At 42.1% G+C, this 16,993-nt stretch carries 11 protein-coding genes; 9 read left to right on the forward strand and 2 right to left on the reverse strand.

Going from position 1 to position 16,993, the window contains the following annotated elements:
• Window positions 1–255 precede the first annotated feature (255 nt).
• Window positions 256–3,033 (forward strand): carboxylesterase family protein, encoded by a 2,778-nt coding sequence (locus bhn_RS16050; protein ID WP_148661887.1) that lies wholly within the window; start codon window positions 256–258, stop codon window positions 3,031–3,033.
• A 20-nt stretch (window positions 3,034–3,053) separates the two neighbouring features.
• Window positions 3,054–4,307, forward strand: coding sequence for a glycoside hydrolase family 5 protein (locus bhn_RS01330; RefSeq protein ID WP_071175012.1), 1,254 nt, complete (start codon window positions 3,054–3,056; stop codon window positions 4,305–4,307).
• A 79-nt stretch (window positions 4,308–4,386) separates the two neighbouring features.
• On the opposite strand, the gene bhn_RS01335 is transcribed toward bhn_RS01330, so the two are convergent.
• Window positions 4,387–5,175, reverse strand: coding sequence for a hypothetical protein (locus bhn_RS01335; protein WP_071175013.1), 789 nt, complete (start codon window positions 5,173–5,175; stop codon window positions 4,387–4,389).
• Window positions 5,176–5,887: 712 nt separating this feature from the next.
• Between bhn_RS01335 and bhn_RS01340 the strand changes: the two genes are divergently transcribed.
• Window positions 5,888–7,336 carry a glycoside hydrolase family 43 protein gene (locus tag bhn_RS01340; protein ID WP_148661888.1) on the forward strand — a complete coding sequence of 483 codons (1,449 nt, stop codon included), beginning with the start codon at window positions 5,888–5,890 and terminating at the stop codon, window positions 7,334–7,336.
• A gap of 14 nt (window positions 7,337–7,350) precedes the next feature.
• On the opposite strand, the gene bhn_RS01345 is transcribed toward bhn_RS01340, so the two are convergent.
• Window positions 7,351–8,292: a helix-turn-helix transcriptional regulator gene (locus tag bhn_RS01345; protein ID WP_071175015.1), complete on the reverse strand. Its 942-nt coding sequence runs from the start codon at window positions 8,290–8,292 to the stop codon at window positions 7,351–7,353.
• A gap of 319 nt (window positions 8,293–8,611) precedes the next feature.
• Between bhn_RS01345 and bhn_RS01350 the strand changes: the two genes are divergently transcribed.
• From bhn_RS01350 to bhn_RS01375, 6 genes are read left to right on the forward strand one after another with little or no spacing between them, the layout of a single operon-like run.
• A complete protein-coding gene (locus bhn_RS01350) occupies window positions 8,612–10,012 on the forward strand; it encodes an endo-1,4-beta-xylanase (protein WP_071175016.1) in 1,401 nt (466 codons plus the stop codon).
• A 17-nt stretch (window positions 10,013–10,029) separates the two neighbouring features.
• Window positions 10,030–12,945 (forward strand): extracellular solute-binding protein, encoded by a 2,916-nt coding sequence (locus bhn_RS01355; protein ID WP_071175017.1) that lies wholly within the window; start codon window positions 10,030–10,032, stop codon window positions 12,943–12,945.
• Between the two features lie 16 nt (window positions 12,946–12,961).
• Window positions 12,962–13,900, forward strand: coding sequence for a carbohydrate ABC transporter permease (locus bhn_RS01360; RefSeq protein WP_071175018.1), 939 nt, complete (start codon window positions 12,962–12,964; stop codon window positions 13,898–13,900).
• Between the two features lies 1 nt (window position 13,901).
• Entirely contained in the window at window positions 13,902–14,765 is an 864-nt protein-coding gene (locus tag bhn_RS01365) for a carbohydrate ABC transporter permease (RefSeq protein WP_071175019.1), read from the forward strand.
• 20 nt (window positions 14,766–14,785) lie between these two features.
• On the forward strand, window positions 14,786–16,312 hold the full coding sequence (locus bhn_RS01370; RefSeq protein ID WP_071175020.1) for a hypothetical protein: 1,527 nt from the start codon (window positions 14,786–14,788) through the stop codon (window positions 16,310–16,312).
• Window positions 16,313–16,316: 4 nt separating this feature from the next.
• Window positions 16,317–16,976 (forward strand): Yip1 family protein, encoded by a 660-nt coding sequence (locus bhn_RS01375; protein WP_071175021.1) that lies wholly within the window; start codon window positions 16,317–16,319, stop codon window positions 16,974–16,976.
• Window positions 16,977–16,993 lie beyond the last annotated feature (17 nt).

Consider the following 16,993-nt stretch of genomic DNA (forward strand, 5'->3'; position numbering starts at 1 on the left):
TTTTCGCCAATTTCATGATTTCCGGCATGCTATTTTCTAGTTCCTTAAGTCTTTGGCATGCTTTATTTCCTTTTGTCGGGAGATTTTGGCATGCCTTTTCTCTCTTTTTTCTTGTTTATGCATGCTTCAGATTTCTTTTCCTACAACTTAGCAACCTTTAGAATAGATGTAGCAATAATTGAATAGACCATTTTCCTCAAAAATTTTACTCTACGATAAGAGACTGTATTTTTTAACACAATGGGGTGAAAGATTATGTTAAGAACAACAAAAGTAGAAAATGGTTTAGTTAAAGGTCTTGCAGGAGAAGATCCTCGAATTACCGTGTACAGAGGAATTCCTTTTGCAAAGCCACCAATTGGTGAAAACAGATTCAGGGCTCCACAGCCATGCGACGACTGGGAAGGAACATTAGAAGCATATGATTTTGGACCGATCTCATATCAGGATACACCTGGTATTGGCGGCGGCCTCTACGACAGAGAGTGGCACGTTGATCCAGAGATTCCTATGAGTGAGGACTGCCTCTATCTCAACATTTGGACTCCTGCTAAAAGAGCTGACGAAAAGCTTCCAGTACTTGTATGGTATTTCGGCGGCGGCTTCCAGTGGGGCTACACAGCAGAGATGGAATTTAACGGAGAAGCCCTTGCTAAAAGAGGCATCGTAGTAGTAAGTGTTGCCTACAGGCTTGGCTGCTTTGGTTTCCTTGCACACAAGGATATAACAGCAGAAAACCCAGAAGCTCCAGGTAATTTCGGCCTTCTGGACCAGAGATTTGGACTTCACTGGGTTCATAGAAACATCGCCGCATTTGGCGGAGATCCAGACAGGATCACTATTTCAGGTCAGTCAGCAGGTGGCTCCAGCACAATGCACCAGCTCACCAATCCTGAGAACTATGATATCGTAAAGGGCGCTGCGATCCTTAGCGGAATCATCAGAATGCCTAAGATGGACGACGATATCTTTAGACCACTTAGCCTTTCCCAGGCAGAGGATCTTGGAGCTCAGTTTTTTGAAAGTCTCGGGGTAAAAGACCTTTCAGAAGCCAGAAAGCTCACATCAAAAGAGCTTCTCGAAGGCTACGATAAATTTGCTCAGGATCATCCTAGAATGTTCCCGATAATTGATGGAAAGTTCTGCGACAGCGACCCTGTAGAGCGTTTTGTAAACAGAAAATGTGCTGATGTTCCTGTAATGTCAGGAAATACATCAGATGAATTTAAGATAGACGGAATCAGCATGGTAGAGTCCTCTGTAAAGAGTGCTTTTGGTGATGCTCATAAAAATGCACCTGACCAGAAATTCTACTATTACAGATTTGATCCAGATATTCCTGGAGATGGACATCCTGGAGACAGCTATCCTGGAACCTTCCATTCATGCGATCTTTGGTTCTTCTTTGGAAATCTTGCAAAGTGCCACAGACCATATGAAGGACATCACTATGACCTTCAAAGGCAGATGTGCGACTACTACGCAAACTTCATAAAAACTGGAAATCCTAATGGCGAAGGTTATGACAAGCTTCCCCTTCCAGAGTGGACACCTTATACACCAGAAAATCCAGCAGAGATGGAGTTCCTTGGAAGAGGTGCTGTACCAAGGCTTGAAGGCGGTATCAGACAAAACAGCCAGAAGCAGGCAGTTAATCCATATCTTCCTTCATGGGAGTACATCCCAGATGGTGAACCTTATGTATTTGGCGACAGAGTTTATGTCTATGGTTCCCATGACCTCTATCAGGGTGAAACATTCTGCCTTGGGGATTATGTTTGCTGGTCAGCTCCGGTTAATGACCTTGGTGAGTGGAAGTATGAGGGTGTAAGCTATCCAAAGGTATCTGATCCTCTTAATCCAGATGGACACATGTGCCTCTATGCACCTGACGTTACAGTTGGTCCAGATGGTAAATATTATCTTTACTATGTTCTTGATAAGGTATGTATTGTATCAGTTGCAGTTTCAGATACACCGGCAGGCCCATTCAAGTTCTATGGCTATGTTCACTATGAAGATGGAACCAAGCTTGGAGAAAAAGAAGGCGATGAGCCACAATTTGATCCTGGTGTAATTACAGAAAACGGTGTCATATATCTTTTCACAGGATTCTGCGGACAGGGCGACAAGTCAAGACATGGCGCCATGTTAACAGTTCTTGGCGAAGACATGCTCACAGTTAAAAAAGCTCCAAAATTTATCGCGCCTGGCAATCAGTACAGCCAGGGAACACCATACGAGGGACATGCATTCTTTGAGGCACCATCCATCAGAAAGCACGGCGATACATATTACTTTGTATATTCATCAGAAGTTATGCATGAGCTCTGCTACGCAACATCAAAAGATCCTGAGGGGCCTTATGAGTACGGAGGAGTAATCGTAAGTAACTGCGATCTTCACATCGACAGCTACAAGAAGGCAGAGGAGGCTACAGCTTACGGAGCCAACAACCACGGCAGTATCGTAGAGATTGCAGGCCAGTGGTACATCTTTTACCATAGACATACAAATGGAACATGGTTTAGCAGACAGGGCTGCGCAGAGAAGATAAACTTCGAGGCAGACGGTTCTATCAAGCAGGTTGAGATCACATCTTGCGGACTTAACAACGGACCACTTTCTGACAAGGGCGAGTACCCAGCTTATATCGCTTGTAACATCTTCACAAAAGAGCATAAGATATATGTAGAAGCTGGTGCTCCAAGAGTTGTGCAGGAAGGCGGAGATGGTGACCAGAACCCTGGATACATCAAGGATATCGTCGATGGAACAACCATTGGATTCAAGTACTTTGACCTCAAGAAGGTTACCGGTCTTAGAATTAAGACAAGAGCTTACTACAACGGAACCTTCGAGATCAGAACTGCTCTTGATGGCGAAGTCCTTGGCGAGATCAAGGGCATCGGCTCAAACATTTGGACTTCATTTGAAGGAAAGCTCCCAGAGCTTAGCGGCACACATGCACTGTACCTGACCTACAAGGGAACAGGAAATGCCAGCCTGGCTTCAATTGAGTTCCTGCATTAATTTGAGGGGAATAGAAATTTATGTCAAAAAAGAAACTTGTTATTTTTTCACTTGTCTTCGCACTCCTTACGGGGTGCGGAGCCAGTGCACCAGTAGATGATGGAAACACTGATTCCAGCGCAGAAACGGTTCAGGACGTAAGTAATGATGAAGCTTCTGAAAATGCAGAAGTATCTGATGCCACTGAGGAAAAATCATCAGATGATACTTCCGCGGCTGATAGTGTCACTCCATCAGAAGGGAAATATGATATGCGAGATATCACTCCTAAGGATCTTGTGGCTGAAATGACCACTGGTTGGAACCTCGGAAACACCTTTGATTCCTGGGGCGGTTCAGGTCTTTCAGATGAAACCTATTGGGGTAACCCCAAGACTACCAAGGAAATGATCGATGCTGTTCACGACAAAGGCTTTAATTCCATAAGGATTCCTGTAACATGGTATGATCACATGGGCGCAGCTCCTGAATATACCATTGACGAAGCTTGGATGGACCGAGTAGAAGAAGTCGTAAACTATGCCCTTGATGATGGGATGTACGTTATCATCAATTCTCACCATGAAGAGGAATGGCGCATTCCAGACAATGCTCACATCGATGCAGTTGATGAGCAGGTAAAAGTACTCTGGGTACAGATTGCTGAAAGATTTGAAAAATATGGCGATCACCTTATCTTTGAAGGCCTCAATGAACCAAGAGTAAAAGGCGGTCAGGATGAGTGGAACGGCGGAACTCAGGAAGTCAGAGAATGCGTAAATAGACTGAACCAGACATTTATTGATGCTGTTAGATCAACAGGCGGCAATAATGAAAAGAGACTTGTTCTTATTACAACTGTAGCAGATTCGCCTGTTAAACCAGCAATAAATGGCCTTACCATTCCTGATGATGAGCATATGGCGGTGACTATCCACGCTTATACTCCATATGATTTCACCTTCAAGTCAGACAACTCCTATGATACATGGGATGGCTCCCATAAGGCTGATATTGACTACATGTTTGCTGATCTTAGAAACAAGTTCATTAGCAAAGGCATACCTGTCCTCCTGACAGAATACGGCGCTGTGAACAAGGATGGCAATGAAGATGAAGTTTGCAAATGGGTTATCTACTATCTCACCAAGGCAAAAGAGCTTGGTATCCCATGCTTTTGGTGGGACAATGGCCAGTTCAACGCCGGAAATGAATTCTTCGGAATCTTCAATAGAAACACCCTCAGCTGGGAAAGAGAAAAAGTTGCTGATGCCATAGTTGAGGTATATAAGTAAATATGAGCATTATAAAACGGTCGCAAGTCTTATATTTGCGACCGTTTTTTTAACCGTACATACCAGTTTGAGCGATTATTTAGTTTTCATAAACCCAATCAAGCTGAATTTCTACACCAAGTGTATTTTTTACTGCATCAATGAATTCCTGAGGATCTTCACCCTTCAACCAATCGTATTTCATGCTATATGATCTACTAAGATAATAGCGTGGCTCACCATCAGCATAAATTGTTCCAAGGTGTTCTCTCAAGTATACTGTAATTTCATTCCAATTAGTTACGGAGATGAGAACGCATCTTTTTTTGCTATTTGAATCCATAAGTGTCATAAAATCAGTATTTCTATTTGCATCTCGGTGATAATCTGCAAAGTAGCTGTCATATTCATCTTCATTCAAATTATTAGTATCAACTATGTCTGTTGGATCAACGATGTCATCTGTATCGAAATAATCACCATCTAAGAATTCAGAATCTTCAAGTTTAGCATATTCATAGTCATCAACTAGCGCATCGCTGCCAGAGTCATCGATCTGATATGTCCAGGTGCCTACTTGTGCATCAAAGTATTCAGCAATATGAAAAGGCTCGCCTGATGTTTTGGCAAAAGCATCATCTACAGATAAGATAGTAACAGAAGGCTCGCCAAGATCATCGCCGTGATCTTCAGAATCAGCGTTATCTTCGGCGGTTTCTTCTGCTTCCATTTTATTAGCGTTTTCTGTATTTGCGTTATTGTTATCTTCTGTTACGGTTGTTGCACTACTTCCGCTTGTGTTTGACATTTCCTTGTTTGCTCCGCATGCGCTCAGTGTTAATGCTCCCATTAGCATAAGCGCTGTTAAAATCCTTTTTCTCTCATTCATTTTTTTGCCCTCCCTAGAGTGTTTTTGAATCTTCGTTCATAGTGTAATGCTTCTAAAATCGTGAAGCAATCGCTTGTTTTGCGACAAAAGCGCACTTAACTTGCGGGATGCTACCCATTGGCGAGACTTTATGGCTATCAAGAAAATGATTAAGGTTGTTCCCAGCGGTATGCAATAACAAATCTGATACATGCAAAAAGTGAAGAAGGTAGAGAAAAGGCATGCCAAAAACTCTCGAAAAAGGAAAAGGAAGCATGCTAAAAACTTGAAAACTTGAAAAAGGGCACGCTGGAAATCTTGAAATTGAAGAAAATTGGCATGCCAAAGCAAGAAAATAGCTAAAAAGGCATGCCGAGACGCCACAAAGCGCCGCGAGAGACAACTGCACGCATGCCAGACTAGCTTGAAGTGCCGCACGTCCCCCCCCACTTGCAATTATTGACGTGAAATTAGCAATTATTTAGTGGAATCCCCAGGCTCCGATACCGTATAGTCTTGTACATGGAATTAACAAGGTGGGGTTAGCGATATGTACAAAAACAAGAAAAAACCAGCAATTGCAGTACTCAGCATATTAACGGCCTTAACAATTCTAGCGGGATGCCAAGATCAAAAGGCAAGAAGCCAATCAGAGCAAGATAAGACTCAATACCAGCAGGCCCCACAAACCGAAACGGCGACAGAAACAGATCAAACCGAGGGGGATACAGATATGTCAGCAACACATTCAGTTGAGATTCAGAAAAGTTACAAGCAGATAACAGAGCACAATCCGGTAATGCTCCAGAGATTTGGCGCAGATCCATATGCTCTTGTTTATAATGGAAGAGTCTACCTCTACATGACAGGTGATAAGCCATCATACGAGGCTGATGGTTCAGTCAAAGAAAATACCTATTCGAATATCAACACCATAAACGTTGTATCATCAGATGATCTTGTTAACTGGACAGATCATGGAACAGTATACGCAGCAGGCAAGAACGGCGCAGCAAGCTGGGGAGCAAACTCATGGGCACCAGCTGCAGCTTACAAGAACATTGATGGCAAAGACAAGTTCTTCTTATATTTTGCAAATAACGGAAATGGCATCGCTGTTCTCACAGCAGATAGCCCAACTGGACCATTCACAGATCCTTTAAATGGACCACTCATCTCAAGAGATACTCCAACCTGCGCAGAGGTAACATGGCTCTTTGATCCTGCAGTTCTCATGGACGATGACGGATCAGCCTATATTTATTTCGGAGGCGGAGTTCCTTCGCCTGATAAGGCTGCAAATCCAGGAACAGCAAGAGTTGCCAAGCTCTCTGATGATATGATCAGCCTCGACGGAGATCCAATCGCCATCGAGAACGTTCAGTATCTCTTTGAAGATTCAGGTATCAACAAGATAAACGGAACCTATTACTATTCATATTGCACAAACTTCGATGTTACTCTAGAAGCAGAAAAAGAGCTCGGCTTCTCTAATGGCGAGATCATGACCATGAAGTCAGATTCTCCTATGGGACCTTTCGAGCCAGCAAACGGAGTCCTCAAGAATCCTGAAGTATTCTTTGGCCTTGGCGGTAACAACCATCACTGCATGTTTGAATTTGAAGGTCAGTGGTACATCGCATACCACTCCAGAATCCTTGAAGAGAAGATGGGAATCCTTCACGGATACAGAAGTACCAGCATTGATAAAGTAAGATTCAATGAAGAGGGCGAGCCAGCTGCCAGTGTTGGGACTAGAAACGGTGTTCCTCAGGTAAAAGACTTTGATCCATACCAGACAATTCCAGCAGTAACCATGGCTAACGAGGCAGAGATAGATACAACCCAGTTTGGAGAGGAAGCCAAGGAATACGGCTCAGGAGATATGATCCTGACTGGCATCAAGGATGGCTCATGGACCAGCATTGAAGGCGTTAACTTTGGCCCAGAGGGAGCAAAGAGCATCGAAGTAGAGTACCTTGGCACAGGAGAAGGCACAATTAACATCTGCCTTGATCTTCCATCAGCAGAGCCGGTGTGCAGAATTCCTGTATCAGCCGCAGGCAAAGAACTTACAATTGTCACAGCAGAGTTTGAAAATCCTGTAACAGAAAAACACACTGTATACTTCGTCTTTGAAGGAAGTAACTACAGTGTGCATTCATGGAAGTTTAATAAATAAGCAGCTCTTTTACATTATCCTTGCTGCTGTTTGTGCAGTCCTTGAGAAAATAAAGAACGGTACTCACCAGGGGTACACCCTTTCTTTTGCTTGAAGGTCCGGTTAAAAGTAGAGATACTTGAAAAACCGGACTGGAGGGCGATATCAGTAATAGAAAGATCGTCCCTTGTAAGGAGAACCTCCGTAGCCTTGATACGCTGACCGATAAGGTAGTCGTAGAAAGTACAGTTCATATATTCTTTGAAAAGTCTTGAGAAATGGAACTTGGAGAAACCGCTGTAAGCAGCCACATCCTCAAGAGTTATATCGTAGGTGTAATTCTGATCGATGTAATCAATAGCATTGTTGAGCTTTTCAAAATACTCATGTCTCTTAACTGGCGTGCTGTCAGTAAAGATGTTGATCTTGCTGAGGCGGTGCCTTGAGAGAATAGTCATGATCTGGAACAGGTGGGAATAGATAGAAAACTCATAGAACTCAGTCTTCTGAAAGTATTCATTCCATATCTGTGAAAAGAGATCGCTGATCTCGGAAAAGATCGGTGCGTGGCTCTCAGGAGTGATATGAATGCAGTCTTGAAGCATAGTGATAAGACTGGAGTATCCTCTAAGGGATGAGAAAAAGTCTATATCAAAAAGGCATACATATCTGCAGCCTGTTTTTGGCGCATGAAGGCTGTGAGATCTGCGAGGCGGGATAATGATGATCTCGCCAGGAACAACATGATAGTAGTCACCATCAATTTCTACATCATAGTAATTTTCAATAGGAGCGATAATCTCAAGAGCGTTGTGCCAGTGTGATGAATAGTCACAGGGCAGCTCATTGTACCAAATTCGTAGAGATGAGTCCTTTGGAAAAATAGATTTCTCGTTATTGTTCACCATTACACGTGCTTTGTAATCGGTGTTTTGCTGATAATAGTCTAACTTAACATTGTCTTCTTTTTTGACCATTGTTGTTACACCTTTCTAATATCAGTGTCTTATTGAATTTACCCTCAAATCATATCATTATCTGGTAAATAAAACTTCTCAAAAATTGCTATCAATCATCAAAAAGTGCTCAATATAGATAATAGAAAATCAATTAGCTCCATGTCTATTGTTAAATGTGCACAAAAAAACACTACCATTTTTTGCGGTCAAAAAGCAATATCTGAACGCCATTTTGCAAAAAATGACAAGCAAATCTTTCCGCTAGCTTATATGCTATATCTTGTCAACTAGAATAATGATTAGCAAAAATTGATTACTAATTGGGGAGGCTAAGTTGATGAAAAAATGGGGAAGGTCTTTAGCGGGCGTCTGCGCAGTGATCATGGCGATTTCTATTACTGCATGTGGCGAAGCAGCTGGATCAGAGGCGGTAAATGCATCGTCAGAGACAGCGACAAGCGCAGATGACGCATCATCAGTTTCTAGCTCAGAACCAGAAAATCAGGAGAAGCAAGAATTGAATACAGAAGAAAGTATGGAGCAGATTCCAGCCCTTAGAGATGTGGTTCCCAAGAAAATGGGATGCAGGATTGGATGTGCTATTACAGGTAAAGAACCTTGGGATCCCAAGCTGTGGGACCTTGTTACAACACATTTCAATGCAGTGACACTTGGAAATGAACTTAAGCCTGATTCACTCTTTGGTTATAGCGTAAGCACCTGTCCTGGTACAAAAGAGGCAGAGCTTAACGGCGAGACCATAACGGTTCCAGTTCTTAATTACAGTAATCCGGAAAAGATACTTAATAAGATACTCAAATGGAACGAAGCTAATCCAGACAGAAAGATAGAAGTAAGAGGACACGTTCTCCTCTGGCACTCACAGACTCCAGAGTGGTTCTTCCATGAAGATTATGACAAGACCAAGCCATATGTCAGCAAGGAAGAGATGGACAAGAGACTTGAGTGGTACATAAGAGAAGTCTTGACTCACTTTACTGGAGAGAACAGCCCATATAAAGATCTTTTCTATGGATGGGACGTAGTAAACGAAGCAATATCTGATTCAACAGGAACCTATAGAACAGATACGGAAAGACCTGATGAAGATCTTCTAGAAGACAGACACGGCGGCAACTCCAGCTGGTGGCATGTATATCAGAGTGAAGAGTTCATCATCAACGCATTTAAGTACGCTAACAAATATGCTCCAGATGATCTTGAGCTTTACTACAACGACTACAACGAATGCGATGCCAAAAAGAGAGCAGGAATCATCACTCTCCTTGAAGCAGTAAAAGCAGCTGAAGGTCCTAAGGGCGAAGGTACCAGGATCACAGCAATGGGAATGCAGGGACATTACAGTATGGAGGGCCCTTCCTATACAGAGGTTGAGGCATCAGCCAAGGCCTATGGCAAGGTTGTTGGAAATGTACAGATCACCGAATGGGATCTTAGAGCAACAGATGGCTACGACGGAAGCCCAGAAGCTATGGAAAAAGAATATGAGGAACAGAGAAAGGTTTACAACCTCATGTACTACGGACTTCAGTCAGCTCAGAACTCAGGTGTAAACATTACAGGAATTACCTTCTGGGGAACGATAGATACACTTTCATGGCTACAGTTCAGATCAAATGTTGGCGGTGGAAGTCAAAAAGAACAAAAGCAGTGCCCACTATTATTTGATGGCAAGTATGAACCAAAGCCAGCATTTTGGGTGTTCGCACAAGAATAAACAAAGGACTATATAACATGAACAAGACATTGCGAAAAGTTTTAATAGTTATTGGGGTATTAGTAGTTTTCGCCGGTATATGCGTACTTCTTTCACATAGAGAAAGAACTGATTTCCACGAGAAATACGAAGGCACAGATCTCACTGTTGAAGTTGAAGGAATGGAAAGAGTAGGCGCTTATACAGGATATCTTAATGAACATGCAGATGCAGACAGACCTTCAGGTGACATTGCAGTAAACATTGATGAATATGAATCAAAAGGTACTGTTCGTAAAGAAAATAACGGTATTTTTACTGAGACCGGTTCTGAGATCACATGGACAGTAGACGTGCCAAAGGCTGGCATGTACCAGATCTACATCGAGTATTTCATTCCAGAATCAAGAGGAGTTCCTGCAGAACGTACCGTATACATTAACGGAGAACTTCCATTTGAAGATGCCAGAAACATTTCATTCACCAGAATGTGGATGGATGGCGGAGAAGTTAGAACTGATAACAGAGATAACGAGATCAGACCAGTTCAGGTTGAATACTTCGATTTCCAGTCAGCATATTTTAGAGACGACATGGGATTTGTCCCAGAGCCATATGTTTTCTATTTTGAAAAAGGTGAAAACACACTTACATTCGAAGCAGACAATGAACCAATGATCCTCTCAAAGGTAGAGCTTAGAGGAGTTACAGAAAGACCTACTTATGAAGAGTATCTTGCAGCTAACAAACATGATCCTGCATCTGAGCAGGCCAGAAATTACATGCAAGTGGTTCAGGGTGAGGATTCTACCTTAAGATCTGAATCCTCCCTATATGCCAAGTATGATAGATCCTCACCTACCACTTCACCAAATAGTGTTACACACACAGTTCTCAACTATGTAGGTGGAGAAAGCTGGAGATCAACAGGTCAGTGGATCCAGTGGGATATCGAAGTTCCAGAGGATGGATATTACAACATCATGGTAAAAGCCAGACAGAACTACGCAAGAGGATCTGTTTCAAATAGAAGCGTTTACATTGATGGCGAGATTCCATTCAAGGAGCTCGAAGAGATCTCTTTTGAATATTCAAACGATTGGGAGAGTCTTGAGCTTCCATATGATATCTACCTTACAAAGGGTGTTCATACTGTAAGGCTTGAGGCAACTCTTGGAGGTGTTGGACCAATCCTTGAACAGGTTCAGGATTCAACCTACAGACTCAATCAGATATATAGAAAGATTCTTGTTTACACTGGCGCAAGCCCAGATGTTTACAGAGATTATCACATCGATACAACATATCCTGAGATCATGAAAGCAATGGACCTTGAGTCAAAGAGATTATACAAGACCGTTGATGACATGGTTGAATACTCAGGACAGATGGCAGATAACATTGCTACAGCTCAGACAATTGCTCAGCAGCTTGAAAGATTTATCGAAAAGCCACAGAAGATCACAACAGAGTTCGTTGCATTCAAGGACAACATCACATCACTTGGTACTGCACAGCTCAAGATGAGTGAAACAAAACTTGATGTAGATTACATCGTAGTTTCAGGAACTGATGCTCATCCAAAGAAAGATAAAGCAACTGTATTTAGCAAGATCGGTCACGAAGTAAAATCCTTTGTAGCATCATTCTTTGTAGACTATAACTCAGTTGGTGATGTATATGATGGCTCAGAAGAGAAGGTAATCAAGGTTTGGGTATTAACCGGTAGAGACCAGGGAACAATCCTTAAGTCCATGATCGATGATGAGTTTACAACATCAACAGGAATAAAGGTCAACGTAGAGATCGTTGATCAGGCAGCACTTCTTAATGCAGTACTGGCAGGCAGAGGACCAAACGTAGTTCTTTCAGTTTCAGCAGAAAAACCTGTTAACTACGCACTTAGAGGAGCGGCAGAGGATATCACTCAGTTTGATGGCTGGGAAGAAGTAATGAGTCACTACTCACCAAGCTCTTATGAGCAGTACAGCCTTGATGGTCACATCTATGGAATACCAGAGACACAGACCTTCAACGTAATGTTCTACAGAAAAGACGTACTTGAAGAACTTGGACTTGAGGTTCCACAGACCTGGCAGGAACTCATCGAAATGCTTCCTACAATTCAGGGTAATAGCCTTTCAATAGGTATTCCTACAGCGGCAGGTAGTAGCGGTGCATCATCAGCTTCTACACAGGTTATGTCAAATGTACCGGACCTTTCAATGTACTTCTCACTTCTTTATCAGTACGGCGGTGACATGTACAACGAGGCAGGAACCAAGACAACAGTCAACACAGAAGCAGGCGTCAAAGCCTTCGATGATTACGTAAGATACTTTAATGATTATGGCATTCCTACAATCTATGACTTCGTCAGCAGATTCCGTTCAGGAGAGATGCCAATAGGTGTAGCAGCTTATTCAACATACAACACACTCATGGTTTCAGCACCTGAGATCAGAGGTCTTTGGGACTTCACTCTCATTCCTGGAACATACAGAACAGATGAGAATGGAAAAACATATCTTGATCGCTCAGACTTCATAACAGGAAGTGCAACTATGATGATCACAACTGAGGATGAAGAGTTAAAGCAAGCTTCATGGGAATTCATGAAGTGGTGGGCAAATGAAAAAACTCAGGTTAGATTTGGTCGTGAGATCGAAGCACTCCTTGGTTCATCTGCTAGATACGCAACAGCAAACAGAGATGCATTCAAGAATCTCTCATGGAGTGCAGATGATATCGAAGTTCTTGATGAACAGTGGGATCAGACAGTTGGTATCAGAGAAGTTCCTGGTGGATATTTCACAGGAAGACACATATCAAATGCCATCAGAAAAGTTCTTACAGATAAGACTGATTCCAGAGAGACCATTATTGATTATTCAATCTTTATAGATGAAGAGATCAAGAAGAAACGACTTGAGTTCGGTATGTCAGTAGATTGATTAGGAGAAACTAGAAATGAAGGAATATCTGCAGAAGTATCTGACACTGCGAAAACATAATTTTCAAGTAGCAGTTAAGAAAGCCAAAAACAGGAAGATGTGCTATTTGTTCCTTGCACCATACGCAATACTTTTCACTATGTTTTATGTATTTCCTGTAGTGGCATCAATATATTACAGTTTCACTTATTACAACATCCTTGAACCACCAAGGTTCATCGGACTTCAGAACTACACAAGCTTGATCCTTCAGGATGATATCTTCCTGATAGGTGTCAAGAATACACTTATGATAGCTCTCATAACAGGACCACTAGGATACATATTGTCATTCGTTTTTGCATGGCTCATCAGTGAACTCCCTAGATGGATCAGAAGTATTGCGGTAGTTGTTTTCTACGCACCATCAATCGCTGGTAACTGTTATGTTATCTTCTCAGTATTCTTCAGAGGAGATGTTTACGGTTATGTAAATGCGTTCCTGTTAAGCCACGGACTCATTGATACAGCCAAGCTTTGGCTCATTGATCCAAAGTACATGCTTCCAATCTGTATGCTGGTTATCCTCTGGATGAGCTTGGGAACAGGATTCCTTTCATTCGTAGCTGGTCTTCAGGGTATAGATAGAGCTCAGTACGAAGCGGGATACATGGATGGTGTCAAGAACAGATGGCAGGAGCTTTGGTATATCACACTTCCAAACATGAAGCCAATGCTCATGTTCGGAGCGATCATGGCCATCACATCATCATTTGGTGTATGTGAAGTAACAATGGCACTTTGTGGATATCCTAGTACAAACTATGCAGCACGAACAATCGTAACACACCTTTATGACTACGGTTTTGACAGATTTGAGATGGGTTATGCCTGCGCTATAGCAACAGTATTGTTCTTGATGATGATTCTTTGTAATAAAGCAATTCAGAGCTTGTTAAGGAGAGTTGGAACTTGATATGAGTAAGCTAATTAAGAAAAGAAAACCTAATAGATCCATCGGAGGAGATATAGCACTTTACATCTTCCTTATACTGGTTGCGATGGTCATGGTATTCCCAATCGTATATGCAGTCAGCAGTGCTATGAAGCCACTTGATGAGTTGTTTAAATTCCCACCAAGGATTTTCCCACAGCATCCAACATTTGATAACTTCTCAGATTTGTTTGTAACAATGGGAAAGAGTGGAGTAGTAACATTCTCAAGATATCTTTTCAACACTGTATTTATTACATTTGTTGGTACAGCAGGACATCTTATCATCGCATCAATGGGTGCCTTCGTACTTGCCAAGTATGAATTCCCAGGTGGAAAGACATTCTTCAAGATTGTCACAGTATCTATGATGTTCACAGGTATGGTAACACAGATTCCTAACTACCTTATCATCAACAAGCTTGGATGGATCGACACATACTGGGCAATAATCGTTCCTGCTTTTGCAGCACCAATGGGATTCTTCCTTATGAAGCAGTTCATGGAAGGACTTCCAACATCACTTATTGAAGCAGCCAAGATCGACGGAGCCAATGAGTGGACAGTATTTTCAAGGATCGTTATGCCAAACGTAAAACCTGCATGGATGACACTTATCATCTTCTCAGTACAGGGACTTTGGAATAACAGAGCATCAACATTTATTTATTCAGAAGAACGAAAGACTCTTGTATATGCCCTTCAGCAGATCCAGGCTGGTGGAATTGCAAGAACAGGACAGGGAGCTGCAGTACTTGTAGTAGTAATGATCGTTCCAATTCTTATCTTCGTATTCTCAGAAAGCCAGATCTTAGAGACAATGGCTAGCTCAGGACTTAAAGACTAATGTGAAAGGTTGAAGCAGTTATGCATAAGAAAAATTTCATTATAAAAACTGGAATAGCGTTAATTGTAGCTGCGACAGTGCTTCTTCAGCCGGTCACAGCACAGGCCAAAAGTGATGGAGAGTATGGATACACTTACAATTACGACTGGTGGGGCGATGTTCAGGAAAGTCCGGACCTTTATACAGTTTGTAAGGTATTTACATCTTCAGAACTTGGACTTGATCTAAAGCTTAAAAATCCTCAGGGACTTTTCGTATATGGCACAAGCATTTACGTGTGCGACAGCGGTAACAACAGGATCATAGAGCTTGATAGAAAATCTCCTGAAAAACTGGAAGTAAAAAGGATCATTGATTCTTTTTCTGGAGGAACAGGAACAAATACATTAAATAACCCTACTGATGTAGCTGTTTCAGAAAAAGGAAACATCTTCATCGCTGATCAGGGAAATGCAAGAGTATTAAAGCTTGATAAAGACCTTAATTACATCATGGAATTTACAAAGCCTGATGATAGCACCCTTGATCCAGCACTTGTATTCCAGCCAAACAAGCTTGCAATCGATACAGCTGAGCGTGTGTACTGCATAGCTGTTGGAATCAACAAAGGTCTCGTCAAGTATGAAAATGACGGAACATTCTCGGGATTTGTAGGTGCAACAAAGGTAACCTTCAAGTTTGCTGATTACATCTGGAAGAAGCTTGCTTCTCAGGAACAGAGAGCCAAGATGGAATCCTTCGTTCCAACAGAGTACGAGAACATCTACATGGACTACGAAGGCTTCATATATGCAACAGCAGCCATCAGAACAAACGAAGATAACAAGGTTGACGGCGATGCAGTTAGAAAGTTAAATCTCCTTGGTTCAGACATCCTCGTAAGAAATGGTGACTGGAAGATCATCGGTGATCTTTACTTTGGATCAGGCGGTGGTTATGAAGGCCCATCAATCTTTACAGATGTAACCTGTATGGACAACGACATTTATGTCTGCCTCGACAGAAACAGAGGAAGACTTTTTGGATATGATGATCAGGGCAGAATGGTATTCGCCTTTGGTGGAAACGGAAACATGGATGGATACTTCAGAAGACCATCAGCCATCGAGCACTACGGACATGAGCTCTATGTACTTGATAGCCTTGATTGCTCCATAACAGCTTTTGTACCAACAGAGTTTGGTAACACAGTCTACAACGCTATCGAAGATTTCGACAAAGGTAATTACGAGAAATCTGGAGAAGAGTGGCAGAAGGTTATGGATCAGAATGGCAACTACGATCTTGCTTACATCGGTCTTGGAAGAGCACTTCTAAGACAGGAAAGATACAAAGAAGCCATGAACTACTTTGAACTTAAGTATGACGCCGAGAACTACTCAAAAGCTTACAAGCAGTATCGTAAGCAGTGGGTTGAAGAACACATCGGCTGGATAGTACTTGTGGTAGTCTTGTTATTCCTCATTCCTCTTGGAAGAGGCAGGATCAAGAGTATCAAACATGAGATAGATACAGCAGACATTTTTATAACAGGTAAAGACAGGTGAGGGTATGATAGCAAAACCAAAAGAGAATATGACTCCAAAAGAAAAATATATTGATTCGCTGAAGTTTGCTCTTTACTGCATGACTCATCCCCTCGATGGATTCTGGGATCTGACTCATGAAAAAAGAGGAACCTATGCAGCGGCAAATACTATACTTGCTGCAGCGCTTGTTCTTAGAATCATGAAGCTCAAATACACAAGCTTTTTGTTTATGCAAGTTTATTGGGAAGACCTTAACATCTTCCTGTATCTTGCCAGCGTCATTTTCCCGCTTTCCCTTTGGGTAGTTGGCAATTGGGCTCTGACGACACTCTTTGACGGAAAAGGAAAACTGGGACAGGTATATATGGCAACCTGCTATGCCTTTACACCATATGTACTCATACAGTTCCCGCTGATGATATTCAGTAATTTCGTAACTGTTCAGGAAGGTCAGTTCTACTCAGTAGTCAGTGCACTTTCCTTGGTATACGCAGCCCTACTTGTAATAGCTGCCATGGGGCAGATTCACGAATACTCCGCTGGAAAGAACATTCTTTTTACTGTTGCAACACTGTTTGCAATGCTGGTAATGATCTTCATCCTCATGATCTTCTTTAGTATGATCTCACAGGGTGTAGCGTACTTCATTTCACTGGCAAAAGAATTGATGTTCCGAATGTAGGAATGGCAAGAGGTGAC

It is taken from the genome of Butyrivibrio hungatei (assembly GCF_001858005.1).
Lineage (GTDB): Bacteria > Bacillota > Clostridia > Lachnospirales > Lachnospiraceae > Butyrivibrio > Butyrivibrio hungatei.